This is a genomic window from Pantoea sp. sgz302252 (assembly GCF_042610525.1).
GTDB lineage: Bacteria > Pseudomonadota > Gammaproteobacteria > Enterobacterales > Enterobacteriaceae > Erwinia.
In genome coordinates this window covers 610,155-636,913 of record NZ_JBHDVM010000001.1, presented here as the reverse complement: position 1 = coordinate 636,913, position 26,759 = coordinate 610,155, and the positions used below count along the sequence as shown (strand labels likewise).

Genomic DNA, 26,759 nt, shown 5'->3' with positions numbered 1-26,759 from the left:
AGATTTGTGATGCCCAACACATTTATTCCGCCGATAAGCTGGCACGATTAACAACATTGAACAAATAATCACTTAATTTAACAACGGAGGCCAGCGTGCCAATTCAAAACGTTTGCGTGATCGGGTTAGGGTCGATGGGCATGGGTGCAGCCGCTTCCTGTATAGCTGCCGGACTGAACACCTGGGGCGTCGATCTTAATCCTGCCGCGCTGGAAAAGCTGCGCCAGGCAGGTGCCCGCGATGCGCAAACTTCTGCCGACGGTTTCGTCAACCAGCTGGAAGCGGTGCTGCTGCTGGTGGTTAACGCTAAGCAGGTAAACGCCATTCTGTTTGGTGATAACGGCCTGGCGGCGAAGCTTAAACCCGGCACCGTGGTCATGGTGTCGTCCACCATTTCTTCGCAGGATGCGCAGCAGATCGAGCAGAAGCTGGCGCAGCATCAGCTGTTAATGCTGGATGCGCCGGTTTCCGGTGGTGCAGCAAAAGCCGCCGTCGGTGAAATGACGGTGATGGCCTCCGGCAGCGACGCGGCCTTTGAGCGCCTACAGCCGGTTCTGGATGCGGTAGCGGCAAAGGTCTATCGCGTTGGCGAAGAAATCGGCCTGGGATCGACGGTAAAAATCATCCATCAGCTGCTGGCTGGCGTGCATATCGCCGTAGGCGCAGAGGCAATGGCGATGGCTGCGCGCGCAGGTATCCCGCTGGAAACTATGTATGAGGTTGTTACCAACGCGGCGGGCAACTCATGGATGTTTGAAAACCGTATGCGCCACGTGGTGGACGGCGATTACAGCCCGAAATCTGCGGTCGATATTTTTGTTAAGGATCTCAATCTGGTTGCAGAGACCGCTAAATCGCTGCATTTCCCGCTGCCGTTAGCCTCTACCGCGCTGAATATGTTTACCGAAGCCAGCAATGCCGGTTATGGCCGCGAAGACGACAGCGCGGTCATTAAAATCTTTAGCGGTATTACGCTGCCGCAGGGCAAGGAGTGAACATGGCTCGTTTAGGTGTGGTTGCCGATGACTTTACCGGCGCGACCGATATCGCCAGCTTTCTGACGCAAAACGGCCTTGCCACTATCCAGTTCAACGGCGTGCCTCAGCAGCAGGAAGGCATTACCGCGCAGGCAATCGTTATTAGCCTGAAATCACGCTCTTGTCCGGTTGGGCAGGCGGTAGACCAGTCGCTGGCTGCGCTGCGCTGGCTTCAGGAACAGGGCTGCGATCGCTTTTACTTCAAATATTGTTCGACTTTCGACAGTACTGAAAAGGGCAATATCGGCCCGGTAACGGATGCGCTGCTGGCAGCACTTGGCGAAACGCAGACGGTAATCTGTCCGGCGCTGCCGGTTAACGGACGTACCGTTTATCTGGGCCATCTGTTTGTCGGCGAGCAGCTGCTGTCAGAGTCTGGCATGCGGCACCATCCGGTTACGCCGATGACCGACAGTAATTTGCTAAGGCTGATGGAACGTCAGTCGCAGGGCAAAGCAGGGCTGATTTCCGCCGCCACGCTGGATAAAGGCGCCGATGCCGTGCGTGAAAAGCTCAGCGAACTGAAAACGCAGGGCGTCAACTATGTGGTGCTGGATACCACCAGCGAACGCCATCTGCTGACCCAGGGCGAAGCGCTGCGCGATATGCGTCTGGTCACCGGCGGTTCCGGCCTGGCGATTGGGCTGGCGCGGCAATGGGCGCAACCGGAAGCCGGACGTGAAGAAGCCGAAACGGCAGGGCGTCCGCGTGGCGATCGGGCAGTAGTGATCTCCGGCTCCTGTTCACAGATGACGAATAAACAGGTTAACGCCTATCGCCAGCTTGCGCCCGCGCAGGAAGTAGATGTCAGGCTCTGCCTGGAAAACGCGGGTGGCTATGCGCAGCAGCTTTGCGACTGGGTTGCGGCCAACAGCAGCCAGCCGCTGGCACCGATGCTTTACGCCACGGCCGATGCACAGCAGCTACAGGCTATCCAGCAGGAGTACGGCGCAGAGCGCAGCAGCGCCGCCGTTGAGGAACTCTTTGCAGCCGTCACGCGCGAGCTGAAAAGCCGCGGCTGGCAGCGCTTTATCGTGGCGGGCGGTGAAACCTCCGGCGTGGTGGCGCAAAGCCTGGACGTCACCGCTTTCCATATCGGGCCGACTATTTCGCCCGGCGTGCCCTGGGTACGCGATATTCATCAGCCGCTGTCGCTGGCGCTGAAATCAGGCAACTTTGGCGATGAACAGTTCTTCCGCCGCGCACAAACGGAGTTTTCCCAATGACCGAACAACAGGCCCGCCAGGAGATGGTGAAGCTGGGTGCCTCTTTTTTCCAGCGCGGCTACGCCACCGGCTCTGCGGGCAACCTTTCCGTACTGCTTGAAGACGGCAACCTGTTGGCGACGCCGACCGGCTCTTGTCTTGGCGAGCTGGATGCCGAGCGCCTCTCCAAAGTTACGCCGCAGGGCGAATGGCTTTCCGGCGACAAGCCCTCGAAAGAGATCGCTTTCCATCGTGCGCTTTATCTGAACGATCCGGAATGTAAAGCGGTGGTACATCTGCACAGTCATTATCTGACCGCGCTTTCCTGCCTGGAAGATTTGGATCCGCATAACTGCATCCGGCCATTTACGCCTTATGTGGTGATGCGCGTCGGTGATGTACCAGTGGTGCCTTATTACAAGCCCGGCGACCAGCGGCTGGCGGAAGATCTCGCCGCGCTGGCGGGCCGCTATCGCGGTTTTCTGCTGGCTAACCACGGCTCGGTCGTAGTAGGGAAATCGCTACGCGAGGCAGCCGACAATACCGAAGAGCTGGAAGAGACGGCGCGCCTGATCTTCACGCTGGGCGATCGGGCGATCCGCTACCTCAGCAAGGCCGAAGTCGAAGAGTTAAGGAACCGCTAATGCCGAAGTTTGCAGCCAATATCTCGACCCAGTTTAACGAAGTGCCTTTTTTGCAGCGGTTCGCCGCGGCCGCCAACGCCGGGTTTGAAGCCGTTGAGTTTCTTTTTCCCTATGAGTATCCGGCGGAACAGCTTAAACAGCTGCTGGAGGAAAATAATCTCAAGCTGGTTCTGTTTAATACAGCCCCACGCGATGTGCAGGCTGGCGAATGGGGCGTTACGGCTATTCCGGGCCGTGAAGCCGACGCGCGCGCCGATATCGATAGCGCACTTGAGTATGCGCTGGCGCTGAACGTTAGCCAGGTTCATATCATGGCTGGCGTGGTGCAGGAAGGCATGGATCGCGCGGCCTGCGTCGAGACCTTTATCAGTAATATCCACTATGCGGCGGATCGCTTTGCGCCGCACGGCATCAACATTTTGCTGGAGGCGCTCGGCCCAAAAATCAAACCCGGCTACCTCTATGCCAGCCAGTATCAAACGCTGGAGATGATGGAGCGTATCGATCGTCCCAACGTCTTTACCCAGCTCGATCTGTTTCATGCCCAAATGGTGGACGGCAACCTGAGCCATCTGATCCGGGCTAACCTGGGCCGCTATCGCCATGTGCAGATCGCCTCTGCGCCGGATCGCCATGAGCCGGACGAGGGCGAGATCAACTATCCGTGGCTGTTTAACCTGCTGGACGAAGTGGGCTACGACGGCTGGGTAGGCTGCGAATATATTCCGCGCAACAACACGCTGGCAGGGCTTGGCTGGTTCAAACCCTGGGCGAAACAGCGCTAGCCCGTTTTACCCGGCGCTAGGGCGCCGGTACTTCTCCCTGCACCAGGTCTCTTAAAACGATAAAAATATCTGAGGATCACCATGTCCACCGCTATGCTGTTAGCCATCGCGACCGCCAGCATCGTTATTTTGCTGCTGCTGGTCATTAAAGCCAAAGTCCATCCTTTTGTCGCGCTGTTGATTGTGAGCCTGCTGGTCGCTATCGCCACCGGCATTCCGTCTGAAAAAATCATGGAAGTGATTATGAGCGGCATGGGCGGGCTGCTCGGCCATATCGCCATTATTATCGTGCTGGGCGCCATGCTCGGCGCGGTTATCGAAGCCTCGGGCGGCGCGGAATCGCTGGCGCAGCGCTTCAGCAAGTCGCTGGGCATCAAACGCACCGTGGCGGCGCTGACCATGGCGGCCTTTATTCTCGGTATTCCGGTCTTTTTCGAAGTCGGTTTTATTATCGTGATCCCGCTGATTTACGGTTTTACTAAAGTCGCCCGCGTCTCGCCGATAAAGTTTGGTCTGCCAATGGCTGGCGTGATGCTGACTGTGCACGTAGCGCTGCCAACGCATCCCGGCCCGGCGGCTGCGGCGGGGATCCTGCAAACCGATATGGGCTGGCTGATGATGCTGGGCATTCTGATTTCCATTCCCGTCGGCGTGGTTGGCTACTTTGTGGCTAAGGCGATGAACCGCCAGAACTATCAGCTGTCGGTTGAAGTGCTGGAAAGTCTGCAAATGGCGAAGCCCGAAGGCACGCAAAAGAACGAACCGGCCGCGCCGGGCGCGCTGATGATTTCCGGCCTGATTGTGGTGCCGATCGCCTTAATCGTGCTGGGAACGCTGGCGCACTCGCTGCTGGGCGAAGAGAGCCTGCTGCGCCAGGTGATGATGGTTATAGGTACGCCACCGATCGCGCTGCTGATCGCGCTGGCGCTTGCCGCCTGGCTGCTGGGCGTGCGTCGCGGCTGGAGCAAGGAGAAGCTGGAGGATCTGACCGGCCGCGCTATTCCTGGATCCGCCAGCGTAATCCTCGTTGCCGGAGCAGGCGGCGCCTTTGGTAAAGTGCTGGTAGAGTCCGGCGTGGGCAAAGCGCTGGCGCTAACGCTGGAAACGCTGCACCTGCCGCTGATCCCGGCCGCTTTTATCCTTTCGCTGGCGCTGCGCGCGTCGCAGGGTTCCGCTACAGTGGCGATCCTGACCACCAGTGGCCTGCTGACCTCAGCCGTAGCAGGCGCTGGCGATATGCAGCGCGTACTGGTAACGCTGGCAGCGTGTTTTGGCGGGCTTGGCCTGTCGCATGTAAACGATGCTGGCTTCTGGGTAGTAACGCGCTATCTTGGCCTTTCGGTAGGCGACGGCCTGAAAACCTGGACAGTGTTAACCACCATTATGGGCCTGACCGGCTTCGCGCTGACCTGGCTGGTATGGGCGCTGATCTGAGCCTTTTGGAAATGAACAGGGAGAAGCCAGCTTCTCCCTGCTGTACACGGCGCTATTGTTGCAAAGCGGCGGCCCTTTTTGCCAGCTCTTTAGCAAGATAAGGCGCGGTCGGGCTCTCCGCCACACTGCTAACTTCTTCTGGCGTGCCCGCCGCCACAACTCTGCCGCCGTTAACGCCTGAACCCGGCCCCAGATCAATGATCCAGTCGACTGCTGCGGCGATGCGCATATCATGTTCCGCCATGATAACGGTATTGCCGCGCTGAACGAGCTGATCCAGCACGCCCATTAATCTGTCCGTATCGGAAGGGTGCAGTCCCGAGGAAGGCTCGTCCAGCAGATAAAGCGTATTGCCTCGCTGGGGACGCTGTAGCTCCCAGGCCAGCTTGATACGCTGACATTCGCCGCCGGATAGCTCCGTCGCGGGCTGGCCCAGTTTCAGATAGCCCAGGCCCAGCGAGGCAAGCGCGGTTAACGAGCGCTGAATGGTGTCATTATCTGTGAAAACTTCTGCGGCTTCCTCTACCGTCAGATCGAGAATGTCGGCAATCGTTTTATCCCGCCATTTAATCTTAAGCGTATCGTCGTTATAGCGGGCGCCACCGCATGCCGAGCAGGGCGCGCTGACCTCCGGCATAAACATCAGCTCGATAGTAATTTGTCCCTGACCTTCACAGGCGGCACAGCGTCCGGCAGGCAAATTAAAAGAAAAACGGCTGGCGTTATAGCCTCTGCGCTTTGCCTCATCGGTTGCGGCAAACAGCTTGCGCACCGTGTCGAAAAAGCCGGTATAGGTTGCCAGGTTCGAACGCGGCGTTCGTCCGATAGGCCGCTGATCGATGCGGATCAGCCGATTAAGCTGGTCGCCGCCGGAGCGGATTTTACCCTGAACCAGCAAAGCTTCGTCTTCTTCGGTGGTTTCTTCGTCCTCGCGCGTTTTATCCAGTTTTTCAAGTAACTCCGGCAGCACGCGGGCCAGCAGCGTCGATTTACCCGCGCCTGAGACGCCTGTGATAACGGTCATTCTTTCCAGCGGAAAAGCAACCTCAGATAGCGAAAGCGTATTGCAGCTAACCTGTTCCAGTCTGAGCCAGCTTCCGGGCGCGCGATGCTCTCGCAGGCCCACAGGTTGCCTGTTGAAAAGATAGGGCGCAGTACGTGACACTGTCACTTTTGCCAGTCCGGCAGGAACGCCGTTATAGACGATTTCGCCTCCTTGTCGCCCTGGACCAGGCCCAACCTCAATCAGCCAGTCGGCTTCGGCAATAACATCAAGATTATGCTCAACAATCGCCAGGGAATTACCGGCGGCGATAAGCGAACGCAGGGCTATCAGCAGCGCCTGGACATCCTGCGGATGCAGACCAGCGGAAGGTTCATCCAGCACGTACAGCACACCGAAAAGTTTGGAGATAAGCTGGGTGGCTAAACGGATCCGTTGTAGCTCTCCCGAGGAGAGCATGGTGGTTTGCCGCCCGAGAGAAAGATGGCCAAGCCCCAGCGCCTCAAGCTGGTCGAGACGACCGCAGATATCGCTTACCATTGTGATAACGGCCTCTCTTAGCGCCGTTTCCTGCGGCAGCTGTGGCGACTCGCCCTGCGCATAAGGCTGGAGCAGCGCCTTCAGCTGCGTCACGGTTAGCTCGCCGATTTCAGCAATATCGTAACCGGCAAAAGTGAAGGCAAGGGCATCCTGGTTAAGCCTTTTCCCATGGCAGACCGGACAGGGCGTAACGGCGATAAAAGGCGCCAGCCGCTTTTTGACGGACTCTTTTCCTCCGGCATAGCTTTGCAGCACGTCTTTTCTCGCGCTGGTATAGGTGCCGGTATAATCGGGTTTGCGGCCTGCCGCCAGCGCCGCTTTCTGCCGGGCGAGATCCATTCCTTCAAATACAGGCACGGAAGGGCGCTCATCGGTGAAAAGTATCCAGTCCCGATCTTTTTTGCTCAGGGTTTTCCACGGCGCATCCACGTTATAGCCCAGCATTTCGAGGATTGTACGCAGATTTTTCGCCTGCCAGCCGTAGGGCCAGCTGGCAATCGCGCCTTCGCGAATACTCAGTGAATCATCAGGCACCAGCGCATCGTCTTTGACCTGATGAAACCGGCCTGTTCCCTGACAGGCAGGACAGGCGCCCTGAGGATTATTGGGCGAAAAAGCTTCGGCAGGCGTAAACGGGGTTCCTGCTGGCCGCTCGCCCGCCCGCGAGAACAGCAAACGCAGCGTCACGGCAATACGCGTCAGGCTGCCTACTGTTGAACGCTCCTGTGCGCCCGCGCGGCTCTGCTGCAAAGCTACCGCTGGCGGCAGTCCGTCGATACTATCCACATCCGGCACCTGCGCCTGCTCAATAAGATGACGGACGTTAGGCGCGACGGATTCCAGGTATCTGCGCTGCGCTTCGGCATACAGGGTATCAAAGGCCAGCGAAGATTTCCCCGAACCGGAAACCCCGGTAAAAATGACCATGGCGTCGCGCGGAAAGGAGAGCGAAATCTCTTTCAGGTTATGCGTTCTTGCGCCCTGGACGCTAACTTTTGTACTGGCTTTTGGCTTCATAATCTCTCTGTCTACAGTCCATTCTGTTTGCCTGCATCCGCTTCTGTGTCCATACGGCGCAGGGAGTGAAGCAAAGGGTAGCAGCTATCCTGCTGTTGGCTGGTTAAGGTACACCGCAAATTTTTTTTCACACCCGCGAAACTTTTTCCTGCTTTCCAGCGAAACTCAGATTGAAGCTTTACTTCTCTTGCTTAATAAAAAAGGAAACGCCTGTGAAAAAGAATCTGAAAGCCCTGACCGCCGCCGCCTTGCTGGCCCTGTCGCTGCCCACTTTCGCTGCATTGCAGGTGGGAGAAAAAGCGCCGGACTTTAAACTGGATGCCGCGCTGGCAGGCAAGTCCACCACGTTCTCGCTTCAGCAGGCGCTGCAGAAAGGGCCGGTGGTGCTTTACTTCTTCCCGGCGGCGTTTAGCGCAGGCTGCACGCTGGAGGCACACGCTTTCGCGGAAGCGACCGACGAGTTTCAAAAGCAGGGCGCGACGGTTATTGGCGTGACCGCTGGCAATACCGATCAAATTGCGAAATTCTCCCAGCTGGAGTGCCGCGATAAATTTACCGTTGCCGCTGATCCGGGCGCGAAGATAGCGACCGAATATAAAAATACGCTGGAGATGAAAGGCAAAACTTACTCCGACCGTACCTCTTACGTTATTGCGCCAGACGGCAAAATTTTGCTCAGCTACACCGATAAAAATCCGGAAGCCCATATTCAGAAAGCGATGGACGCGGTGAAAAAATATCGCCAGGCCAACCCTGCGTAACGAGGTTACCATGCTGACTGCTATTGCCGCCGCCTTTCTGGGCGGCCTTATTCTCAACCTGATGCCGTGCGTTTTTCCGGTAATTTCGCTTAAAGCGCTGAGTCTTATCCGCCATCATGACAGACCTGCACACGCTCGCGCCGAAGGGCTGGCGTTCCTGCTGGGTGTGGTAGTGACTATGGTCGCGCTGGTTGGCGTGCTGTTGCTGGCACGTGCAGGCGGCTCTTCGGTTGGCTGGGGGTTTCAGCTTCAGTCGCCGCTGGTGATCGCACTGCTGATCCTGATTATGCTCGGCTCGGCGCTAAACCTTTTTGGGCTTTTTGAGGTTGGTCTGAGCGTACAGCGCGTAGGCGGCATGGGCAGCGATCGCAGCGGCCTGACGGGTTCAGCGCTAACCGGCGCTCTGGCAATTATCGTTGCGACGCCGTGCAGCGCGCCTTTCATGGCCAGCGCGGTCGGCTATGCGCTGACGCAGCCGCCGCTGGTTAGCCTGCTGATTTTTATCTCGCTGGCGCTGGGCTTTGCTGCGCCGTTCACGCTGATTTCGTTTTTCCCGGTGCTGGCGAAAGTGCTGCCTGCGCCCGGTGCCTGGATGTCCACGCTGAAACACGGTCTGGCTTTCCCTATGCTGGGCGCGGTGGGCTGGCTGATTTGGGTGCTGGAGCGCCAGGCTGGTTCCAGGGCGCTGGCGGCCATCCTGGCGTGCTGTTTGCTGCTAAGCTTCGCCGCCTGGCTGTACGGCATGGCGCAAAAACGTCGGATGATGGGTAAACGTCATCTGGCACTGCATATCGCGACGGCAGCTTTTCTGCTGCTGTTAGTGCCGCCATTAATTAATCTTAAAACAGTCTCGCCGGATACGGCAGAAGCCGCACCTGCCGCCGCAGCCGTAGCATGGACGCCACAGAATGTTGAAGCGATTAAGGGGCAGGGTAAACCTATTCTGGTAAACTTTACCGCGTCCTGGTGCATTACCTGCCAGGTTAACGATCGCACTTCGCTCTCTACCCAGGCGGTTAAAGCAGCGATGGCGCGCACCGATACTATCTATATGGTTGCGGATTCCACTAAGTACAATCCCGATGTCGAGCAGGCGCTCAGCGACTTCGGACGGGGCGGGCTGCCGCTCTATGTGGTTTATCCGGCGGACGGCGGCAAACCCGTGGTGCTGCCGCAGGTACTGACGCCCAATATTGTTATCTCGGCGTTAGATCATGCTACGGAAACCGGGAAAAAATCGTGAGACTACTGCGTGACAATAAATTTGCTGGCTAAGGTTTTCAGGACAATACATGCCTGCCGCTGAATGGCCGGCACTGATGGCGCGTGCGCAGGCTGGCGACAGGGAAGCCTATAACCAGCTGCTGAAAGCCATGGTGCCTGCCATCCGCGCCTTCGCCCGCAAAAAGATTGCCGACGAGGCGCTGGTGGAAGACGTCATTCAGGAAACGCTGCTGGCTATCCATCGCGTACGTCATACCTACGATCCGCAGCGGCCCATTCTGCCCTGGATGGCGGCAATCACTTCGGCGAGGGCAATTGACGCTTTGCGGCAGCGCGGCAGGAACCATGAAGTTCAGGATGAAAGCGCGCTGACTCTTCAGCCAGCAGAACCGGAGCGTGAGCTGCCCGATTTAGATGGCTATCTACAAAATTTGCCAGCAAGACAGCGCGAAATTGTGGAATCCGTTCATCTGCGCGAGCAGAGCCTGGCGCAGGCGGCAGCCGAAACCAATATGTCGGTGTCCGCCGTAAAATCACTTTTGCATCGTGCGATGCTCAACCTTCGAAAATTGGGAAGCGGCAATCATGAGAAATCATGATCGGTTTATCGATCAACTTAGCAGCTCGGCCAGGCCAGTTAAGCGGCTCTGGCCCGTAAGCTGGCGCGTAGCCAGCTGGATTGCGCTGGTTTTGCCCTGCGGCATGCTCAGCAGCTGGGCGCTGCGCAGCCACTTAACCGACTGGACGCAGCCCGGCGCGTTTAGTGCCCTGGTTACGCTGCTGCTGTCATTTATTATCGGCAGCGGCGCTATCGCGGGCTCCTTTATGCTTAGTTTGGCAGGAAGAGCGCCGTTGCGACTGAAATGGCTGGCGCTGCTGGCGCTGGGCTGGCTATTACTGAACCTGGGTAATATGACTTATTCGGCGCCGTCCGCAGGATCGGGACAATTTGGTGAAGGCATACATTGCTATCTGTTTATGCTATCTGCCGGCTTGCCGATGGTGGCGATCTCGATTATCGCGCTGCACCGTTCCCGCTCGCTTTATCCGGGCAGAAGCCTGGCGCTGGCGGGCTGCGGCATCGCTTTTATGTCATCGCTGCTGCTGTCGCTGTGCCACGAAACGCATTTGCATGCGCTTGATTTCGCTATGCATCTGGCGGCAGGCCTTACCCTGATCGCGGTAACTTTTTTAGCAGGACGACATTGGATCCGGCTGGACAGCTAAAAGCCGTCAGCAGCCGGTCTGAGAAAGCGTTAAAGGCTGGCAGTTACCGCGCGCAACTATATCCAGCTCTTTTTACGAAACTCGCGCATAGTATTGGCGACCCACTGCATCTCCTCTGGCGTGCCCAGAGAAACCCGGCACCAGTTGTCTGCTGGTGGAAAAGCGCGGCCAACCAGCACACCGGCATCTGCCATATGCTTTTGGTAATCTTTTAGCGGCGTTTTTAGCTGATGAAAAACAAAATTGCCTTCGGAAGGCAAATAAGGCAGCTGTAATTCATCCAGCGCTTTCAGCAGGATTTGCCGGGAGAGATCGTTGCTTTTCTTGCTGTAGGCGATAAACGCCGTATCGCTCATTGAAGCCAGCGCAGCATCGACGCCGCAGAAATTGATTTTCTCTCCGGCGACATGGTTTTCCAGCAGCGCAATCGCATTGGGATGCGCGACTGCATAGCCTACGCGCATGCCGGCCATAGCGTGAATTTTGGAAAAGGTTTTCAGCAGAATAAGGTTATCCATGCCTTTGGCGATCAGCGGCGTCACGGAACGGAAGCGCGTATCGTTAACAAACTCCGCATAGGCTTCATCCACGATAAACATAGTGTTCGCGGGCTTGCTTGTAATCCAGGGCTCGATTAAATCGGCTGGCGTAATGGTTCCCGTAGGGTTGTTGGGATTGACCAGATAGACCAGCGAAGGGCCATCATGGCTGGCGACCGCCGCTTTCATGCCTTCGATATCAAATGCCCAGTCAGCCAGCGCTTTGACCTTAGTGATTTTCATTCCGGCGATTTTGGCAAAATGTTCGCCGTCGCCATAGGTGAGTTCCGGGATCACCAGCTGCGATCCCAGCGGCGACCAGGCTTCTACGGCCGCCCGGATGCCTTCAGAGGAACCCGCAGTTAACAGCACCGAGGATGAGGAAACCTGGTGATGCTCAGCGACTTTTTCACGCAGCCCAATAATTTCGGCTTTGGCGTAGCGATTAGCTTTGGCTACGGCATTACGCGCAGCGGCCTGAGCTTTAGGCGACATGCCCAGCGGGTTTTCATTAAAGTTGATACGAATGGGATTATCCGCTGAAGGCGGGGAAAATGCCGCTGCGCCAGCGGGTGCGGCAGCGAGAGTGCGTGAACTTAGCCCTGCGGTTACCGCTGCACCTCCGGCCAGCATGCCCGACAGCTTTAACAGCGTTCTGCGTTTTGTATCTACAGCTTCATCATCTTTCGCCAAAAAATTCATCAAACATTCTCCTTTTTAATTGATGGCTATGGGGAGAATGCAGTAAGCGTGCCAGCCTGGCGAAAAATACCTGGCGTGCGATCATGTTAACGCTATGTAATAAAGAAAGAAGTGGGCGCTACCGCCAGGAAAAGGCGGCTGATAAGGGCAGAACAAAAGCATAAGTGACTTTTACTGATTAGCCACCGCCCGGCGGCAGACGCTGTCATCCTTTACGAACGCCTTGCTTTGCTCAAGCCCGGTGCGTCTGTGCACCAAACAGGGCTGTTTTACACATCCAGCCGATGAATAACGCTGACAAACTGATGCACGCCGCTATTAATCTCGCGCAGACTGCGCGAAAGCTCGCTGATTTTATCCTGTTCGGTCACCACAAACTGTTTGACCGCATCCAGCTCCTGGTACATTTGCTTGATTAGCTGCGTATTAATATCTACCACGGCGGTAATTTTCTGCGTGGCGCTGGCGGTCGAAGCGGCCAGGCGGCGTACCTCAGCAGCGACCACGCTGAAACCGCGCCCGGCTTCGCCAGCGCGGGCAGATTCAATGGCGGCGTTTAGCGCCAGGATATTGGTTTGCGAGGCGATCACGTTAATGGTATCCACCACTTCGCTGATGCTTTTAGCCGAAGCGTTGAGCTGCGCGCCAATTTCTGTAGCGGCATTAACCTGTATCGCGACCTGGCCGGAATTCCGTACGGTTTCATCAAGGACTTCATTGGCGTTGTGGGTGATTTGCGACGTCTGTTCTGAAGTCGTCACCGCAATATCGGCCACGCGCTTTGCCGCTTCCACACGAGCCGTGATATCCGAAGCGATTTTGATTACCTTGCAGACCCTGCCATCGGCGTCATAAATCGGGTTATAGCTGGCTTCCAGCCAGATACGCTCGCCGCTGGCGGTTTTGCGCTCAAAGCGGCCAACAAAGTGCTGGCCCTTAGCGATTTTTTGCCAGAAGTCCGGGTTTTCCCGATAAAAGCTTTCATAACAGAACAGACGGTGGTGCTGGCCGACAATATCAGCCAGCGCATAGCCCATATGACTAAGAAAGTTATTGTTAGCCGTGATGATCTTGCCGTCGGTGGTAAATTCGATCACTGCCATTGAGCGATCCAGCGCGGCAATCACCGCCTCTTTCTGCTCCAGTTCCTGGTGCCGGGCGGTAATATCGGTCGCGATTTTAATGATCTTGTAGACGTGGCCTTTATCGTCGCAAACGGGGAAATAGGTGGCGCTAAGGTAGAAACGTTTATGCTGCTTGCTGAAACGCTCAAAGATGCCGGTGACCGATTCACCGGTTGCCAGCGTTTGCCAGAAATTGCTGTATTCGGCTGTGCGTACATATTCCGGGTCGCAGAAGATGCGGTGATGCTTGCCCTGAATTTCGCTTAGCGCATAGCCGGTTACATCAAGAAACTGCTGATTGGCGCTGAGAATTTCTCCATCGGGTAAAAATTCAATCCATGCTACATGCTGCTTGATCGCATTGATATCCTTAACAATGGCACCGCCTTTGGACACAGGCAGAGAAAGACTCGATTTTTTCACACCAAACATATCAACCTCAGGAATTTTCATTAGCTCAATGATTCATCGCTGCGGGGCTATTTTCACGCAGGTGAATGCTGTGCGGCGCTGCTTAACGTCGCATTATTTTCCCAGGCAGGACGCTTGACCTTTGATGTTCAGCTGTCTCTTCAGGCACTTTTGTGCTCAGGCCGGGATTTTCGTTCGGGTAAATTTCCTGATGTGCAAAATAAAAGAGCAGGCTACAAAGCCTGTCTGTCACCAGATATCGGCAGAACTGGCGAAAGTTTGAGGAGAAGTTACGAAAAGTGCGCGCTGCGCCACCTGAAAGAGAAAGCCTTTACGTTAATACAGCATTGTTGCGGGTAAGCTGACAGTTAGGCCAACTCTGCGCTGCAAAAGTTTGCAGCGCATTCGTTCCTGGTGTCGCTGGCACCAGCGACTTATCAAGCCGGAATAGTTTGCTCATCTGCCACGCCTATGCGCCACTGCTCCGGGGGCAGCGTGCCGTTTACGGCAAAATCTCCGACGATGCGATCTTTATAGATACGCGGATTATGGGAGGAAAGGGTGCGCGCATTGCGCCAGAAGCGATCCAGCGCCAGAGGTTTAAGGGTGGCCGAAGCGCCAAGGGCATCAAACAAGGTCGAGGAAGAGCTAATCAGTAAATCCGTGACGACGTTAAGCGATTGCGAAACCTCCAGCTCGGCAATGGCGATTGCCTGACTTTCCTGCTGCTCATCGCCGTTCTGTGCCGCCCAGGCCCTTTCCAGCGCGTTAGCGGCCTGCAATACTATCGCACCGCTGCTATAGGCTGCGCCACGCAGGCGTCCGACGACCTGTAAAATTTGCGCATCCTGGGCAGCTCGTGGCGCGTTGCCGTTACTGTAGGTTCGTTTGCGCGAGGCGACCAGCTCCGCCACTTCGCTGCTTTGCGCACGGCCCAGTCCGGCAAGGGTAGCAAGATGCACCAGCTGGAAAAAAGCCGGCGCATACTTAAAACGCGAGCTTTCATTAATATCGTCGTCTTCCACTGGCACCTTATCAAATATCGCCGTGCCGCTGGCGGTTAAGGTCTGGCCGAAACCATTCCAGTCATCCAGCACGCTAACCCCGGGCGCATTTTTTGCAAGCGTTACCCTTACCGATTTGCCTGTTGCGTCGCTTATACCGATATCTATCCAGTCAGCATAGAGCGAGCCGGTGGTATAGAACTTTCTGCCGTTTAGCTGCCAGCGATCGCCGCTGCGCTGTAGCCGGGTAGAGAACTCCGCCTGCCGGGCATCGCCGGTTTCGCTCCATGCCGGGCCAACAAGTTCACCACGCGCCAGCCGCGGCAGCCACTTCTGGCGATAATTGTCGTCGGTATGATTAAGCACGCTTTCCACAAAGCCCAGATGGCCACGAATTGCCTGCACCAGATTGGAGTCCGCTTCACCCAGCTCAATCAGCAGGTTAAACAGTTCCGGCAGCGTGGCGCCGTAACCGCCTGCGCTTTCCGGCAGGCGCAGTGCGGTAAACCCGCTCTGTTTCAGCCACTCAATCTGTTCCAGCGGCAATTGCCGTTGCAGCTCACGCGTGATGGCGCCCGCTCGTATTTTTTGCCATAGCGGGCGAAATTTTTCTGCCAGCCTTTCATATCTTTCCGAGGGGCCAGCGCCCCAGCCTGCATCTATTTGCGACACTGTTATTCCTCCTGAGAACGAGTTTACGCGTCGCCATAATGTCACTCCGGCAATCCGCCAGATAATGTTTTTTTTAGCTAAGTTATTTCACTTAATGGGTTTTAAAATAGCCAGCCTGATAACCGCATTCGTTATATCCACTCTCATTATTGTTATTTGTCCACGGGTCATTTCGTGTTCTATTCGAAAGGTAAATATATATTGGGACGAAGAATCCTGAAAACAGAACCACGTTAAATCAAATTATCACCACAAGGGAAAAATATGCTGGCAATATCTCCAGGGCGATTTAGTCTTTCGCTGGCGGTAGCAGGCTGCGCTATGCTGCATCAGGGCGCAATGGCAGCCGGGCACGACGATACGCTAACTTATCTACACGAACAGGAACCACCGTGCCTGTGGGGCGGCTGGGTTCAGCAGGCCTATTTATCACGCCAGGTTTTCGATTATTTAGTCAGTTACGATCGGGGGAAAATACGTCCCTGGCTGGCAACCAGCTGGCATGAATCTGCGGATCGCAAAACTATTATTTTTAATCTGCGTCACGATGTGAAATTTACGGACGGCGACAAATTTAATGCCGATGCGGTTATTGCTAATTACAGCGCATGGCAAAAAGGTATTGGCTGGCATGGCTTTACCTATATGACCGGATTTACGCGTGTTGATGAGTATAGCGTTGCGCTGCATCTGTCCGAACCCAATCCGGAAATTTATAACATCCTGGCCAACGGCCACTATGGGTTTCAGTCTCCCGATTCGCTGGCACACAACAGTAGCGAACAAAAGTGCTTGCGGCCGGTCGGGACCGGGCCGTGGAAAGTAGCGCGCTGGGTCAGAGGCGAGGGGATCAGCTTTGTGCGTAACGATGATTACCACTGGGCGCCGCCTGAAGCCCATCACAACGGCCCGGCCTACATTAAACACCTGGAATGGAAATTCGTGCCTGACGCCACTACGCGCTGGGGCGCATTAGTCAGCGGCGGTGCCGATGCCATCTATCAACCGCCATCGGTTCAGTGGCAAAGGTTACAGCGTGACTATCAGACGCTTGCCTATGTGGCGACCGGACGGCCGCAGGCTTTCTCCTTTAACGTTCAGCGCGGCCCGTTTACCGACAGGCGGGTTCGCCAGGCTTTTGCTTATGCGCTTGACCGTAAACAAATTGTCAGCACCGTTTTTAAGGGAGCGGTTCCTTATGAGGGCAATGGTTCGCTGAGTAAAAGCACGCCGCTCTATCTTAACGTGGACAATCGTTATTCCCTGAATGTGCCAAAAGCTAATCAGCTGCTGGATGAGGCTGGCTGGCGCGAGCGCGATGCAGAGGGCTATCGGCTTAAAAACGGCACGCGGCTGGAGGCCCGGCTGCCTTTTATTCAGGCCATTATCGATCGGGAAGGCGTGCTGATGCTGCAGGCGGCACAGGCGCAGGTAAAACAGGTTGGCATCAAGCTTGATCTTATTCCGCTAACGCAAACAGAAGGCTTTGCCGGCGCACGCTCGCGCCCGCAGGACAAGGAGATCAGCTTTGGCTATTGGGTATGGCCGTCGCCCGGCATCCTCGACATTGTTTACAACCATGCCCTTAACGGCGCGTTCAATGGCAATAACACCAGCTTTTTTAACGACCCGCAGATTGAAGCGCAAATACTTGACGCGCAGCGTGAACCAGATCCGGCTACTCGCCAGCAGAAGTTTGCCGCACTGCAGCGCTGGTTTGACGACCAGGCAATCGCTATTGGTGCCTACAACTTCACCTATAACGTTGCCATTGCCAATAACCTTCGTGGGCTTTGGCAGGAGCGGGGCAATGGACTGCTGAACTTTAACGATGCTTATTTCGTGAAGGAGAAGCTATGAGTACGCCTGAACAGCATCCTATAGCAATCCTGGCGCGCCGGGTTGCCTTTCGCGCGGCTTCAGCGCTGTTTGTGCTTTGGGGAACAATTACGGTCACTTTTATGGTTCTTGCCGTTTTACCTGGCGATCGCGCGACCATCCTGCTGAATATCACTTCCGGCCAGGTGATTGAACGGACGCCTGAAGAGCTGGCACCGATCAACGCACTTTATGGTTTCGACCTGCCGCTGTGGCAACAATATCTGCATTACTTCTGGCAGCTTCTGCACGCCGATTTTGGGTTCTCATTCGAACTGCAACGCCCGGTGGCACATATTATCGGCGGGCAGCTTCTTCCTACCTTTACGCTGGCTATTGCGGCGCTGCTGCTGGCCTGGCTTATCGCTATTCCCTGGACACTCTTCACGGCGGGACGCAGCCGTCGTCTGGGCGCGTTTGGTTCTGCTGTCGAAACGGTAATGGCCGGACTGCCGCAATACTGGATCGGCATTCTGCTGCTGATTGTCTTTGCTATTGGGCTGCGCTGGTTTCCCGTTGTCGGCGGTAGCCGCTTTTCAGGCACTGTTTTGCCAGCAGTGACTTTGGCTATTCCGCTGGCGGGCTTTATCGGCCAGACAATTCGCGACGAGTTTGAGCGCGGTATGCAGGAGCCGTTTGTGCTTTCGGCGCGGGCGCGCGGCATGAGTCTGGCAGGCGTTCGCGCGCGACATGTACTGCGTCACGCGTTAATTCCCGCGATTACCTTAAGCGGCTGGGCTATCGGCAATCTGCTGTCGGGCGCAGTGCTGGTAGAAGCCGTTTTCGCGCGTCCCGGTCTGGGCAGCGTGCTGGTCAATGCGGTCAGCAACAAAGATTTTGCCCTGGTTTCCGGCATCGTCATCCTCATTAGTTTTCTCTATATCACTATCAACCTGGTGGTCGATCTGCTTTATCTGCTGGCCGATCCCAGACTGCGAGGCCAGTCATGACAACCCAAATTTCCGATTATTCGGCAACGAAAGCGAAGCCTTCGTTAGCGCAGCGGCTGGGCGACAGCGCGGCAGCCGTTCCGCTCGCGGCTCTCTTGTCGGCTATCGTGGCGCTTTTTTTTGTTGTTGCTGCGTTGGCACCTGCGCTTTTAGCCACTCACGATCCCCTTGCCATCGATCTTTCGCACGCTTTGGCGCCGCCCTCGCTGGCGCACTGGCTGGGCACTGATGATATCGGGCGCGATCTTTATAGCCGTATTATCTGGGGCACTCGCCAGTCTTTGTTGATAGGGACAGGGGCAATGGGCATCGCGCTCAGCGGCGCCATCCTGCTGGGATTCAGCGCCGCGCTGGGGCCGCGCTGGCTGACCGAAACGGTTAATCGCCTGCTGGAAATTTTGTTGGCTTTTCCTGTGCTGCTGCTGGCGCTGCTGTTTGTGGCTTTGCTTGGGCCTTCCGCCAGCAGTTTACTGATTTCGGTCGGTATCGGCACGGCGCCGGGTTACGCACGTCTGGTGCGTGCGCAGGCCTTAAAGACCAACAGTTCAGGCTATGTAGAAGCGGCCCGCGCGCTTGGGCATTCCTGGCACAGGCTGTTTCTACAGCACATCGTTCCCAACGTATTTCGTCCGCTTTTTTCTCTGGTCGCCCTGGGCATCGGGCAGTCCGTGGTTTGGGCTTCCGGGCTTTCCTTTTTGGGGCTGGGCGTTAGCCCGCCGTCTCCGGAATGGGGCGCGCTGCTGGAGGCAGGCAAAATCAACGTCACCGTGGGCTGGTGGCTGGAAGTTCTTCCCGGCATCGCCATTGTGCTGGTGGCGCTCTCATTCACTCAGCTTGGGCGCTATATCCAGCAGCGCGCTGAAGGAGATAAACGCTGATGAGCATAACAAATCGCTATGGCGATAAAATAATCGAGGCGCGCAATCTGAATATCCGGACTTTTGGCGACAGTACCGCGCCGCATCATATCGTTAAAAATGTCAGCTTCGACCTTTATCGTGGGCAATGTATCGCATTAGTAGGGGAATCCGGTTCGGGCAAAAGCGTGACGGCAAGGTCGCTGGTGGGTCTGGCTGGGGAACAGCTGCACGTAGAGGCGGATGCGTTAACTTTGCAGGGCGAGACGTTGCTCAATCGCAGTGAGAAATGGTGGCGGCGCGTGCGCGGCAGTAAGGTTGGCCTGATCCTGCAGGACGCGCTGGTTTCGCTGGATCCTTTGCGCCCGGTGGGGAAAGAGATTGCCGAAGCATTAACTCTGCACAATTGGGGAACGCGCGCCAGCCGACAGGCTAAAGTGCTCAGCCTGCTGGAAGAGGTCGGCGTGCCTCAGGCAGCGTTACGGGCCAGCCAGCGGCCGGGAGAGCTTTCCGGCGGTCTGCGGCAGCGCGCGTTGATCGCCTCCGCCATCGCTTTGCATCCGGATATCTTGATTGCTGATGAACCGACTACGGCGCTGGACGTCACGGTGCAGGCGCAGGTTCTGGAGGTGCTGAAACAGATGCGGGCGCGCGGTACCAGCATTATTCTGATCAGCCATGACCTCGCGGTGGTAGCGAAGATCGCCGACCATATTCTGGTGATGAAGGGCGGCAGTATTGTTGAAGCGGGTTCGGCTGAAGAGGTGCTCAGGCAGCCTCGTCATCCCTACACTCAGGGCCTGATCAAAGCTATTCCCAGCGAACGTACCAAAGGGCAGCGCCTGTCGGAGAGCGAGCCTGTCCTGTTAACGCCACGCGTTGCCTCTTTCGCAGACTCGTCGGAAGTTTTGTTGGAAGCACGCCATATATTTAAACGTTTCGGCCAGTATACCGCCGTCGAGGATATCTCATTTCAGCTAAGACGCGGTGAAACGCTGGGGATCGTCGGCGAATCCGGCTCGGGAAAAACCACGCTGTCTCGCATTGCGCTGGCGTTGACTACGCCCGATCGTGGCGAAGTATTGTTTCGCGGCCAGGCCTGGAGTAATGCTTCGGGCGCGGAACAACGAGCTATCCGGCGTCGTATTGCCGTGGTTTATCAGGATCCCTTGTCTTCCTTCGATCCTCGCTGGCGCGTCAGGGATATCTTACTGGATGCAATAAGCCTGGATCGCCATCCTGCCACGCAAAGCGCAGAGGCAAGGGCGATTGGCCTGCTGGAGTCCGTTGGGCTGCATGCCGGACATCTGCATCAGCGGCCTGCTCGCCTGTCTGGCGGTCAGCGCCAGCGCGTAGCCATTGCCCGGGCTATCGCAACACATCCTGAAATTATCGTGCTTGACGAAGCAGTCTCGGCGCTGGATGTCACCGTACAGGCCCAAATCCTCGATTTACTTAGCGACCTGCAGACCCAGCTTGGCGTGAGTTATCTGTTTATCTCGCACGACCTTGGCGTGATTCATCATATGAGCGACAGAGTGCTGGTAATGCAAAACGGCAAAGCGATCGAACAGGGCAACGCTGATGAGGTCTTTTACCAGCCACGCCATCCTTATACCCAAAAGTTAGTTGCCTCGCTGCCCCGACTGGGTGCGGTTGACGTTGCCTGAATAACGAAAACGGAGCGAACATGACACGCGAACTTATCTATAACGGTTTTCTGCACCTGACCCCTAATCACCACAGCCATGGGTACTGGCGAACGCCGGAAGGCCAGGTGCAATATGGCTATAACAAACTCAGCGCTTACCTGGAAACGGTAAAAACGCTGGAAAAAGGGCTGTTCGATACTTTATTTATCGCTGATGTTGTTGGCGTCTATGACAGCGAATATGGCGATGGCAAAACCACTATCCGCGCCGGCACGCAGTTTCCGGAACCCGATCCCATGACTATTCTCTCGGCGCTGGGCGCGGTGACGAAGCATTTAGGGCTGGTTATCACCAGTAACGTTATTCAGGCCCATCCTTTTTCTTTTGCCCGGCAAATCTCCTCGCTGGATGAATTCACTCATGGGCGTATCGGCTGGAATATCGTGACCTCTTATTTGTCGAACGGCTTTCGTAATTACGGTTTCGAAGATATCGTCGCTCATGACGATCGCTATGAGTGGGCGCAAGAGTATCTGGACGTGGCTTATAAGCTGTGGGAACTTTCCTGGGAAGAAGGGGCCGTGCTGCATGACCCGGCCAGCAACCGCTTTTTTGATGCCGACAAAATTCACAAGATTAACCACGTCGGCAAACGCTATCGCGTTGAAGGTCCGCATATCGTCGAACCGTCGCCGCAGCGCAGCCCGGTCTTTTTCCAGGCAGGTAACTCTGAGGCCGGTCGCCATTTTGCCGCGCGTAATGCTGAAGTCACCTTTTTGCCGTCACAAACGCCAGAAACCGCAAAGAAAGATATCGCGCTGCTGGATCAGAACGTCGTTGAGTATGGCCGCCAGCCCGAAGATCTAAAGAAATTAGTCATGCTCTCTACGGTTATTGGCTCAACGGAAGAGGAAGCGAAACGCAAGCAGCAGTATCTGTTTGATAATATTGATATCAACGCCTTGCAGGGATTTTATAGCGGCGGTTCAGGCATCGATCTCTCCAGTATCGATCCCGATACGCCGTTAACGGAGCTAAGCCGTCAGGAGCAGTTCAGCCAGCATGTCCGTTCGAAGTTCCGTATCGCCGTGGATGCAGATTATGGCAAGGGAAAGGGACTGACGTGGCGGGAATATCTGTTAAAACATGCGCTATTGCCAGGCCGCTTTGCCGGTACGCCGGAACAGATTGCCGATAAGGTGCAGCAGTTCGCTGATGCAGGCGTTGACGGCTTTAACGTGGTGCCGGTCACCACGCTGGGCTGGTGGGATGAATGGGTTGAGCATGTAGTGCCGGTTTTACAAAAGCGCGGGCTGGCGCAGCAAGCGTATCGGGAAGGCACGCTGCGCGAAAAACTCTTTGGCAAAACAAGCAGGCTGCCGGCTTCTCATCCGCAGCGCAAGCTCTCTTTGAAATAAGCACCTGTGGCACTCTCTGCATGCCCGATTTGCGTCGGGTTAATTCAATCCGTATGGTAGCGGCATTAATTTCATTGAGAGAGTGTTATGACTAATCCTGGTGCAAAAGATCCTATGCATGGCGTTACGCTGGAAGCCATTATTAACGCGCTGGTTGCCCGCTATGGCTGGGATGAGATGGCCAGACGCATTAATATCAACTGCTTTAAGAGCGATCCCAGCGTTAAATCCAGCCTGAAGTTTTTACGGCGTACACCCTGGGCGCGCGCAGAAGTAGAGGCGCTTTATATTGAGTCGTTGAACGATACTGATGCCGAACCGGAACCGCCAAAGGACAGCCCGTGGGCCAACTGGAAAAAAAGAGAAGGGTAAAGCCCCTTTTTCTCGCCTGAAGCTTATCTGACAATTAGCACTTTTCAATCATTTGTCTTACCTGAAAATGTGACCGGTAACACATCGACCTCGCGCTTATTTACATAAAGTTAACATTCTTGATGTAAATTGACATGGCGAGGAGAAGGGCATGAAAGCCAGTAAGGTTTCGGGGAATCGATTTACCTGGTTTGTTTGTATGATGGCAGCACTTTCGGGCCTGCTGTTCGGGCTGGATATCGGCGTGATTGCAGGCGCGCTGCCTTTTCTGGCAAAAGACCTGCACATCAGCAATCATCAACAGGAATGGGTCGTCAGCTCGATGATGTTTGGTGCGGCCATTGGCGCGCTGGCTGCTGGCTGGATGTCGTCTAAGCTGGGGCGCAAGAAAAGCATGCTGGCCGGAGCAACGCTGTTTATTATCGGCTCGCTTTGGTCAGCGCTTTCACCGGATGTAGAATCGCTGATTTTCTCTCGCGTCCTGCTTGGGCTGGCAGTGGGCGTGGCATCCTATACCGCGCCTTTATATCTTGCCGAAATTGCGCCGGAGCGCATTCGTGGGGCCATGATCTCGCTGTATCAGCTTATGCTGACGACCGGCATCGTAGTGGCTTACCTTTCTGATACCGCCTTCAGCTATAGCGGCAACTGGCGCTGGATGCTGGGTGTTATCGCTATCCCGGCGGCGATACTGTTTGTCGGCGTGCTGTTTCTTCCCAACAGTCCCCGCTGGCTGGCTGCGCACGGGCGATTTAATGAGGCGCAACGCGTGCTTGACCGGCTTCGCAATACCAGCGAGCAGGCTAAACAGGAGCTGGACGATATCAGGGAAAGCCTGCTGGTTAAACAGCACGGCTGGTCATTATTCAAAAATAACGGCAACTTTCGCCGTGCGGTATGGCTGGGCATGCTGTTGCAACTGATGCAGCAGTTTACCGGGATGAATGTGGTGATGTATTACGCGCCGAAAATATTCGGCATCGCCGGTTTCTCCAGCACCAGTGAGCAGATGTGGGGCACCGTGATCGTGGGTCTGGTCAATGTGCTGGCAACCTTAATCGCCATTGGGCTGGTGGATCGCTGGGGACGTAAACCAATGCTTACCACCAGTTTCCTGGTGATGGCGGTTGGCATGGGCGTTCTGGGCGCGCTGCTGCATCTTGGGGTCGAAACCGATTTTCGAAAATACTTCGCTATTGCGATGCTGCTGATTTTTATCGTTGGCTTCGCTATGGCAGCCGGCCCGGTAGTGTGGCTGCTCTGTTCTGAAATCCAGCCGTTAAAAGGGCGCGATTTTGGTATTACCGCATCGACAACCACTAACTGGGTGGGCAATATGATTGTCGGCGCCACCTTTTTAACCATGCTGGAGAAATTTGGCAACGCCAATACCTTCTGGTTTTACGCCGCGCTTAATCTGGCGTTTATCCTGTTAACGATGTGGCTGGTGCCGGAAACGAAACACGTTACGCTGGAGCATATCGAACGTAACCTGATGAAGGGAAAACCTTTACGTGATATCGGTGCCTGAATAAAACCCTATGCCGCTCTGTGAAGTTTGCAGGCGGCTTTTTTGCAGATTTCACGTAGCCAGGCACTTGCCGATTTTATGGCTATTACTGAATAAGATCTCCTCAGCGAGATGCAGCAAATTACCTTAGTGCTTTTGCGCCATAGACAGTCGGGGAACGGGTTGGCTATGGCCGGAATAGTCAACCAACAGAGCAACCTGTATTGATGATTGGTTTACATTATTTCAATAGCACAGCCGGTTATTTACCCCATCTTAGATATTTATATTTACCTCTCATTTAACCTCAACCAGGATTATCTAAACCATTCAGCAACGAGCCATGTAATTATAAGGTTAAATATAAGTTTATTTATATTTAACACTACTATTGCAAAGTGCAGGTAAATTTTTGTAAGCTACTGATATAATGAAAAATAAAACCAGTAAAAATGCAGCGTTCGCCTGAAGAATAATGTTATATCCTGAATTTACAAAAATATAATGTTGAGAAAGGACCTATTGTCATTCCAAAATGACGTCCTTATACTTGCCTTGCGTTCAGGGCAGACCAAATTTTTTAGTGGTGAGAGAATGTTTTAAATCAGGTAAGAGAAAAGTTGGCATTAAAAAAACGGAGTCCTTAACAAATAAATCTAGCCCAATGCAAAATTATTCAGGCAGCGTGGATTTAACTTTGACAAAATCCATCCGGGCCACAATTAAACTTACTGATTAATTAAATGATTAAAACTTACCTCGCGTTGCGAGGCCAGAGAACGCATGCTTCTCATAGGGCTGTTCGCTATAAGAAGCATGAATTTATGTTGTGTCATACCAGGTAATTTAATTTAGGGGATATAAAATGAAAATGAAAAAACTGGCTGTCATTATGGGTGCCGTTGTTGCATTAGGTATGGGCGTGGCTCATGCTGAATCACAGCCTACTACTACCCAAACCGTTAACGGCGGCACTGTGCACTTTAAAGGTAAGCTGGTAGCGGCACCTTGCGCAATCAGTACAGATACCAAAAATCAGGAAGTTAAGCTGGGCGAATACACTACTCACCATTTTAAAACGGCTGGTAGTCTTGGTTCAGTTGTGCCTTTCGAGATTAAACTGGAAGATTGCGATACCACGGTGGCATCCGCAGCGTCCGTTGCCTTCTCTGGTCGCGAAGATGCTCAGGATGCAACCCTGCTGGCAATAGATCAGGATCTCTCATCTTCCAATAACGGTACGGCAACTAACATCGGTATTCAAATTCTGGATAACGCCTCTAAGGTTGTTAAACTGGACGGTACCACGTTCACCGATAAAACCACGTTGATGAATGGCGAAAACATTCTGAAGTTTGCGGCACAATATAAATCAACAGGCGTAGCTACCGCGGGTGACGCTAACGCTGACGCTAACTTCATTATGCAGTACAACTAAGCGACAGGCCTGTTCCGTCCGGCAATGTTCGGGCGGAATTCTTATCTGGTTAGAGCTGAAATTTATGAAACGCCCTGAAATTACGCTATTGCTTATCGGCCTGGTGCTGACCTCTTGTATCGGGTATGGGGCGGAGAATAATTACAATGCCGATATGATAAGCGGAAAGTTACACCTGCAGGGGAAAGTCATTGCGGGTGCCTGTAGGGTCACCTCTGATAATAACGATATGCATATTGAACTGGGCCGTTATGATAAAACGTCAAGCCCGGCGAATGCGCCATTTACGGTGAAGTTAGCCGACTGCCAGAGTGAAATTATCAGCGGCGTTAACATCCACTTTTCTGGCGAGGCGAAATCGGAAATGCCGAATCTGTTTCTGACTCATTCGCCAAAAATTAGTGCAGGAAAAGCAGGTCAGCGCGATAACCCAGGATTACTAATTCTGGACGCTGAAGGAAAACAGGTGTTACCGGACTCTGCGCCGGTAGTGGTGCGCCAGGAAAAAGGTAAGGATACGGAATTACATTATTTCGCACGCTATTTTGCTACGTCTCTACGGAAAAATCCGGGGACATTGCACAGCGAAGTCCGCTTAGATATTGCTTACCCTTAAATACTCCTTCTAATACAGGTCGATTAATAATGCTGAAAAAAACGTTATTCTCTGTAGCAATGCTGGCCGCGCTGGTTTGTCAACATGTCTACGCCGGCGGTATTGCGCCAGGCGCGACCAGAATTATTTATGCTGAAAGCGACAGCCAGGCTTCTATTCCGGTGACCAATAGTGATGACCACGAGCGCTATCTTATCCAGGCGTGGGTAGAGGATGAAAATGGGCAGCGGGTAAAAGATTTTGTTGTTACGCCGCCGTTGTTTGCTGCCGCCCCAAAAAGTGAAAACAACTTACGCATTGTTTATATCGGTGCGCCACTGCCGAAAGATCGTGAAAAAGTTTACTGGATGAACGTCAAGGCAATCCCCTCCATCAATAAAGAGGAGCTGAGCGGGGCGAATACGCTCCAGCTGGCCGTATTGTCCAGAATGAAACTTTTTATGCGTCCCGATGGGCTGCCGTTCAGCGAAATGGACTCGGTGCAAAAAATCCATTTTCAGATACAGCAGGGAAAGTTACTTATTGAAAACCCGACCCCTTATTACCAGTCGCTTGTCAATATTAGCGTTGGGGGTAAAAAGCTTAAGAACAGCATGGTCGCACCTTTTGACCGGCTCTCGCTCGCCTTACCAAAAGGCGCTGCAGGCCCGGTTCACTATCAGTCGATCAATGACTATGGCGCAGTGAGCGCTCCGCAAACCGGCGGCCTTTGATCGCGATCAAGGGTCCAGGCCATCTT

At 54.6% G+C, this 26,759-nt stretch carries 23 protein-coding genes; 19 read left to right on the top strand and 4 right to left on the bottom strand.

Features of this window, described 5'->3' with window-relative positions; translation table 11 throughout:
• Window positions 1–95: 95 nt before the first annotated feature.
• From ltnD to ACETPC_RS02880, 5 genes are all read left to right on the top strand, one after another.
• Entirely contained in the window at window positions 96–995 is a 900-nt protein-coding gene (gene ltnD / locus ACETPC_RS02900) for an L-threonate dehydrogenase (RefSeq protein ID WP_380178402.1), read from the top strand.
• A gap of 2 nt (window positions 996–997) precedes the next feature.
• Complete coding sequence (gene otnK, locus ACETPC_RS02895; RefSeq protein ID WP_380178401.1) at window positions 998–2,263, top strand: 3-oxo-tetronate kinase; 1,266 nt, start codon at window positions 998–1,000, stop codon at window positions 2,261–2,263.
• The gene (locus tag ACETPC_RS02890) at window positions 2,260–2,886 is read left to right on the top strand and encodes an aldolase (RefSeq protein WP_380178399.1); all 627 of its coding nucleotides are present in this window, start codon (window positions 2,260–2,262) and stop codon (window positions 2,884–2,886) included. Before otnK ends, ACETPC_RS02890 begins: the two co-directional genes overlap by 4 nt.
• Window positions 2,886–3,671: an HPr family phosphocarrier protein gene (locus tag ACETPC_RS02885; protein ID WP_380178397.1), complete on the top strand. Its 786-nt coding sequence runs from the start codon at window positions 2,886–2,888 to the stop codon at window positions 3,669–3,671. The genes ACETPC_RS02890 and ACETPC_RS02885 overlap by 1 nt, the downstream gene beginning before the upstream one ends.
• A gap of 81 nt (window positions 3,672–3,752) precedes the next feature.
• Window positions 3,753–5,105, top strand: a complete 1,353-nt coding sequence (locus ACETPC_RS02880; RefSeq protein WP_380178395.1) for a GntP family transporter — start codon at window positions 3,753–3,755, stop codon at window positions 5,103–5,105.
• A 52-nt stretch (window positions 5,106–5,157) separates the two neighbouring features.
• On the opposite strand, the gene ACETPC_RS02875 is transcribed toward ACETPC_RS02880, so the two are convergent.
• Window positions 5,158–7,665 (bottom strand): AAA family ATPase, encoded by a 2,508-nt coding sequence (locus ACETPC_RS02875; RefSeq protein WP_380178393.1) that lies wholly within the window; start codon window positions 7,663–7,665, stop codon window positions 5,158–5,160.
• Between the two features lie 212 nt (window positions 7,666–7,877).
• Between ACETPC_RS02875 and ACETPC_RS02870 the strand changes: the two genes are divergently transcribed.
• The 4 genes from ACETPC_RS02870 to ACETPC_RS02855 are packed head-to-tail and all read left to right on the top strand — an operon-like array spanning window position 7,878 to window position 10,877.
• Window positions 7,878–8,426 (top strand): peroxiredoxin, encoded by a 549-nt coding sequence (locus ACETPC_RS02870; RefSeq protein WP_380178391.1) that lies wholly within the window; start codon window positions 7,878–7,880, stop codon window positions 8,424–8,426.
• 10 nt (window positions 8,427–8,436) lie between these two features.
• Window positions 8,437–9,669, top strand: a complete 1,233-nt coding sequence (locus ACETPC_RS02865) for a protein-disulfide reductase DsbD family protein (protein WP_380178389.1) — start codon at window positions 8,437–8,439, stop codon at window positions 9,667–9,669.
• A 49-nt stretch (window positions 9,670–9,718) separates the two neighbouring features.
• Window positions 9,719–10,249 carry a sigma-70 family RNA polymerase sigma factor gene (locus ACETPC_RS02860; protein ID WP_380178387.1) on the top strand — a complete coding sequence of 177 codons (531 nt, stop codon included), beginning with the start codon at window positions 9,719–9,721 and terminating at the stop codon, window positions 10,247–10,249.
• Window positions 10,236–10,877: a DUF1109 domain-containing protein gene (locus tag ACETPC_RS02855; protein WP_380178385.1), complete on the top strand. Its 642-nt coding sequence runs from the start codon at window positions 10,236–10,238 to the stop codon at window positions 10,875–10,877. Before ACETPC_RS02860 ends, ACETPC_RS02855 begins: the two co-directional genes overlap by 14 nt.
• 56 nt (window positions 10,878–10,933) lie before the next feature.
• Here ACETPC_RS02855 and ACETPC_RS02850 read toward each other — a convergent pair whose 3' ends face one another.
• From ACETPC_RS02850 to ACETPC_RS02840, 3 genes are all read right to left on the bottom strand, one after another.
• Complete coding sequence (locus ACETPC_RS02850) at window positions 10,934–12,118, bottom strand: pyridoxal phosphate-dependent aminotransferase (protein ID WP_380178849.1); 1,185 nt, start codon at window positions 12,116–12,118, stop codon at window positions 10,934–10,936.
• A gap of 269 nt (window positions 12,119–12,387) precedes the next feature.
• Complete coding sequence (locus tag ACETPC_RS02845; protein WP_380178383.1) at window positions 12,388–13,674, bottom strand: methyl-accepting chemotaxis protein; 1,287 nt, start codon at window positions 13,672–13,674, stop codon at window positions 12,388–12,390.
• Window positions 13,675–14,090: 416 nt separating this feature from the next.
• Window positions 14,091–15,329 carry an acyl-CoA dehydrogenase family protein gene (locus tag ACETPC_RS02840; RefSeq protein WP_380178381.1) on the bottom strand — a complete coding sequence of 413 codons (1,239 nt, stop codon included), beginning with the start codon at window positions 15,327–15,329 and terminating at the stop codon, window positions 14,091–14,093.
• Window positions 15,330–15,593: 264 nt separating this feature from the next.
• Here ACETPC_RS02840 and ACETPC_RS02835 point away from each other — a divergent pair, with 264 nt between their 5' ends.
• The 10 genes from ACETPC_RS02835 to ACETPC_RS02790 all read left to right on the top strand — a co-directional run bounded on the left by ACETPC_RS02835 (window position 15,594) and on the right by ACETPC_RS02790 (window position 26,733).
• Entirely contained in the window at window positions 15,594–17,189 is a 1,596-nt protein-coding gene (locus ACETPC_RS02835) for an ABC transporter substrate-binding protein (RefSeq protein WP_380178379.1), read from the top strand.
• Entirely contained in the window at window positions 17,186–18,157 is a 972-nt protein-coding gene (locus ACETPC_RS02830) for an ABC transporter permease (protein ID WP_380178377.1), read from the top strand. Before ACETPC_RS02835 ends, ACETPC_RS02830 begins: the two co-directional genes overlap by 4 nt.
• Window positions 18,154–19,035: an ABC transporter permease gene (locus ACETPC_RS02825; RefSeq protein ID WP_380178375.1), complete on the top strand. Its 882-nt coding sequence runs from the start codon at window positions 18,154–18,156 to the stop codon at window positions 19,033–19,035. Before ACETPC_RS02830 ends, ACETPC_RS02825 begins: the two co-directional genes overlap by 4 nt.
• Window positions 19,035–20,684, top strand: a complete 1,650-nt coding sequence (locus tag ACETPC_RS02820; protein ID WP_380178373.1) for a dipeptide ABC transporter ATP-binding protein — start codon at window positions 19,035–19,037, stop codon at window positions 20,682–20,684. The genes ACETPC_RS02825 and ACETPC_RS02820 overlap by 1 nt, the downstream gene beginning before the upstream one ends.
• Window positions 20,685–20,704: 20 nt before the next feature.
• Window positions 20,705–22,084: an NtaA/DmoA family FMN-dependent monooxygenase gene (locus ACETPC_RS02815; RefSeq protein ID WP_380178371.1), complete on the top strand. Its 1,380-nt coding sequence runs from the start codon at window positions 20,705–20,707 to the stop codon at window positions 22,082–22,084.
• An 87-nt stretch (window positions 22,085–22,171) separates the two neighbouring features.
• Window positions 22,172–22,456 carry a VF530 family DNA-binding protein gene (locus tag ACETPC_RS02810; RefSeq protein WP_380178369.1) on the top strand — a complete coding sequence of 95 codons (285 nt, stop codon included), beginning with the start codon at window positions 22,172–22,174 and terminating at the stop codon, window positions 22,454–22,456.
• 151 nt (window positions 22,457–22,607) lie between these two features.
• Complete coding sequence (locus ACETPC_RS02805; RefSeq protein WP_380178367.1) at window positions 22,608–23,987, top strand: sugar porter family MFS transporter; 1,380 nt, start codon at window positions 22,608–22,610, stop codon at window positions 23,985–23,987.
• Window positions 23,988–24,831: 844 nt separating this feature from the next.
• Window positions 24,832–25,404: a type 1 fimbrial major subunit FimA gene (gene fimA / locus ACETPC_RS02800; protein WP_380178365.1), complete on the top strand. Its 573-nt coding sequence runs from the start codon at window positions 24,832–24,834 to the stop codon at window positions 25,402–25,404.
• 64 nt (window positions 25,405–25,468) lie between these two features.
• Window positions 25,469–26,020: a fimbrial protein gene (locus tag ACETPC_RS02795; RefSeq protein ID WP_380178363.1), complete on the top strand. Its 552-nt coding sequence runs from the start codon at window positions 25,469–25,471 to the stop codon at window positions 26,018–26,020.
• Between the two features lie 29 nt (window positions 26,021–26,049).
• A complete protein-coding gene (locus tag ACETPC_RS02790) occupies window positions 26,050–26,733 on the top strand; it encodes a fimbria/pilus periplasmic chaperone (RefSeq protein WP_380178361.1) in 684 nt (227 codons plus the stop codon).
• The last annotated feature ends 26 nt before the right edge of the window (window positions 26,734–26,759 follow it).

What these genes read in the sequence shown, in the direction of transcription:
- ACETPC_RS02810 (WP_380178369.1), top strand. Translation starts at nt 22,172, where the DNA reads ATGACTAATCCTGGTGCAAAAGATCCTATGCATGGCGTTACGCTGGAA.
- ACETPC_RS02855 (WP_380178385.1), top strand. Translation starts at nt 10,236, where the DNA reads ATGAGAAATCATGATCGGTTTATCGATCAACTTAGCAGCTCGGCCAGG.
- fimA (WP_380178365.1), top strand. Translation starts at nt 24,832, where the DNA reads ATGAAAATGAAAAAACTGGCTGTCATTATGGGTGCCGTTGTTGCATTA.
- ACETPC_RS02805 (WP_380178367.1), top strand. Translation starts at nt 22,608, where the DNA reads ATGAAAGCCAGTAAGGTTTCGGGGAATCGATTTACCTGGTTTGTTTGT.
- ACETPC_RS02825 (WP_380178375.1), top strand. Translation starts at nt 18,154, where the DNA reads ATGACAACCCAAATTTCCGATTATTCGGCAACGAAAGCGAAGCCTTCG.
- ACETPC_RS02795 (WP_380178363.1), top strand. Translation starts at nt 25,469, where the DNA reads ATGAAACGCCCTGAAATTACGCTATTGCTTATCGGCCTGGTGCTGACC.
- ACETPC_RS02850 (WP_380178849.1), bottom strand. Translation starts at nt 12,118, where the DNA reads ATGAATTTTTTGGCGAAAGATGATGAAGCTGTAGATACAAAACGCAGA.
- ACETPC_RS02830 (WP_380178377.1), top strand. Translation starts at nt 17,186, where the DNA reads ATGAGTACGCCTGAACAGCATCCTATAGCAATCCTGGCGCGCCGGGTT.
- ACETPC_RS02815 (WP_380178371.1), top strand. Translation starts at nt 20,705, where the DNA reads ATGACACGCGAACTTATCTATAACGGTTTTCTGCACCTGACCCCTAAT.
- ACETPC_RS02865 (WP_380178389.1), top strand. Translation starts at nt 8,437, where the DNA reads ATGCTGACTGCTATTGCCGCCGCCTTTCTGGGCGGCCTTATTCTCAAC.
- ACETPC_RS02835 (WP_380178379.1), top strand. Translation starts at nt 15,594, where the DNA reads ATGCTGGCAATATCTCCAGGGCGATTTAGTCTTTCGCTGGCGGTAGCA.
- ACETPC_RS02790 (WP_380178361.1), top strand. Translation starts at nt 26,050, where the DNA reads ATGCTGAAAAAAACGTTATTCTCTGTAGCAATGCTGGCCGCGCTGGTT.
- ACETPC_RS02890 (WP_380178399.1), top strand. Translation starts at nt 2,260, where the DNA reads ATGACCGAACAACAGGCCCGCCAGGAGATGGTGAAGCTGGGTGCCTCT.
- otnK (WP_380178401.1), top strand. Translation starts at nt 998, where the DNA reads ATGGCTCGTTTAGGTGTGGTTGCCGATGACTTTACCGGCGCGACCGAT.
- ACETPC_RS02820 (WP_380178373.1), top strand. Translation starts at nt 19,035, where the DNA reads ATGAGCATAACAAATCGCTATGGCGATAAAATAATCGAGGCGCGCAAT.
- ACETPC_RS02845 (WP_380178383.1), bottom strand. Translation starts at nt 13,674, where the DNA reads ATGTTTGGTGTGAAAAAATCGAGTCTTTCTCTGCCTGTGTCCAAAGGC.
- ACETPC_RS02885 (WP_380178397.1), top strand. Translation starts at nt 2,886, where the DNA reads ATGCCGAAGTTTGCAGCCAATATCTCGACCCAGTTTAACGAAGTGCCT.
- ACETPC_RS02880 (WP_380178395.1), top strand. Translation starts at nt 3,753, where the DNA reads ATGTCCACCGCTATGCTGTTAGCCATCGCGACCGCCAGCATCGTTATT.
- ACETPC_RS02875 (WP_380178393.1), bottom strand. Translation starts at nt 7,665, where the DNA reads ATGAAGCCAAAAGCCAGTACAAAAGTTAGCGTCCAGGGCGCAAGAACG.
- ACETPC_RS02860 (WP_380178387.1), top strand. Translation starts at nt 9,719, where the DNA reads ATGCCTGCCGCTGAATGGCCGGCACTGATGGCGCGTGCGCAGGCTGGC.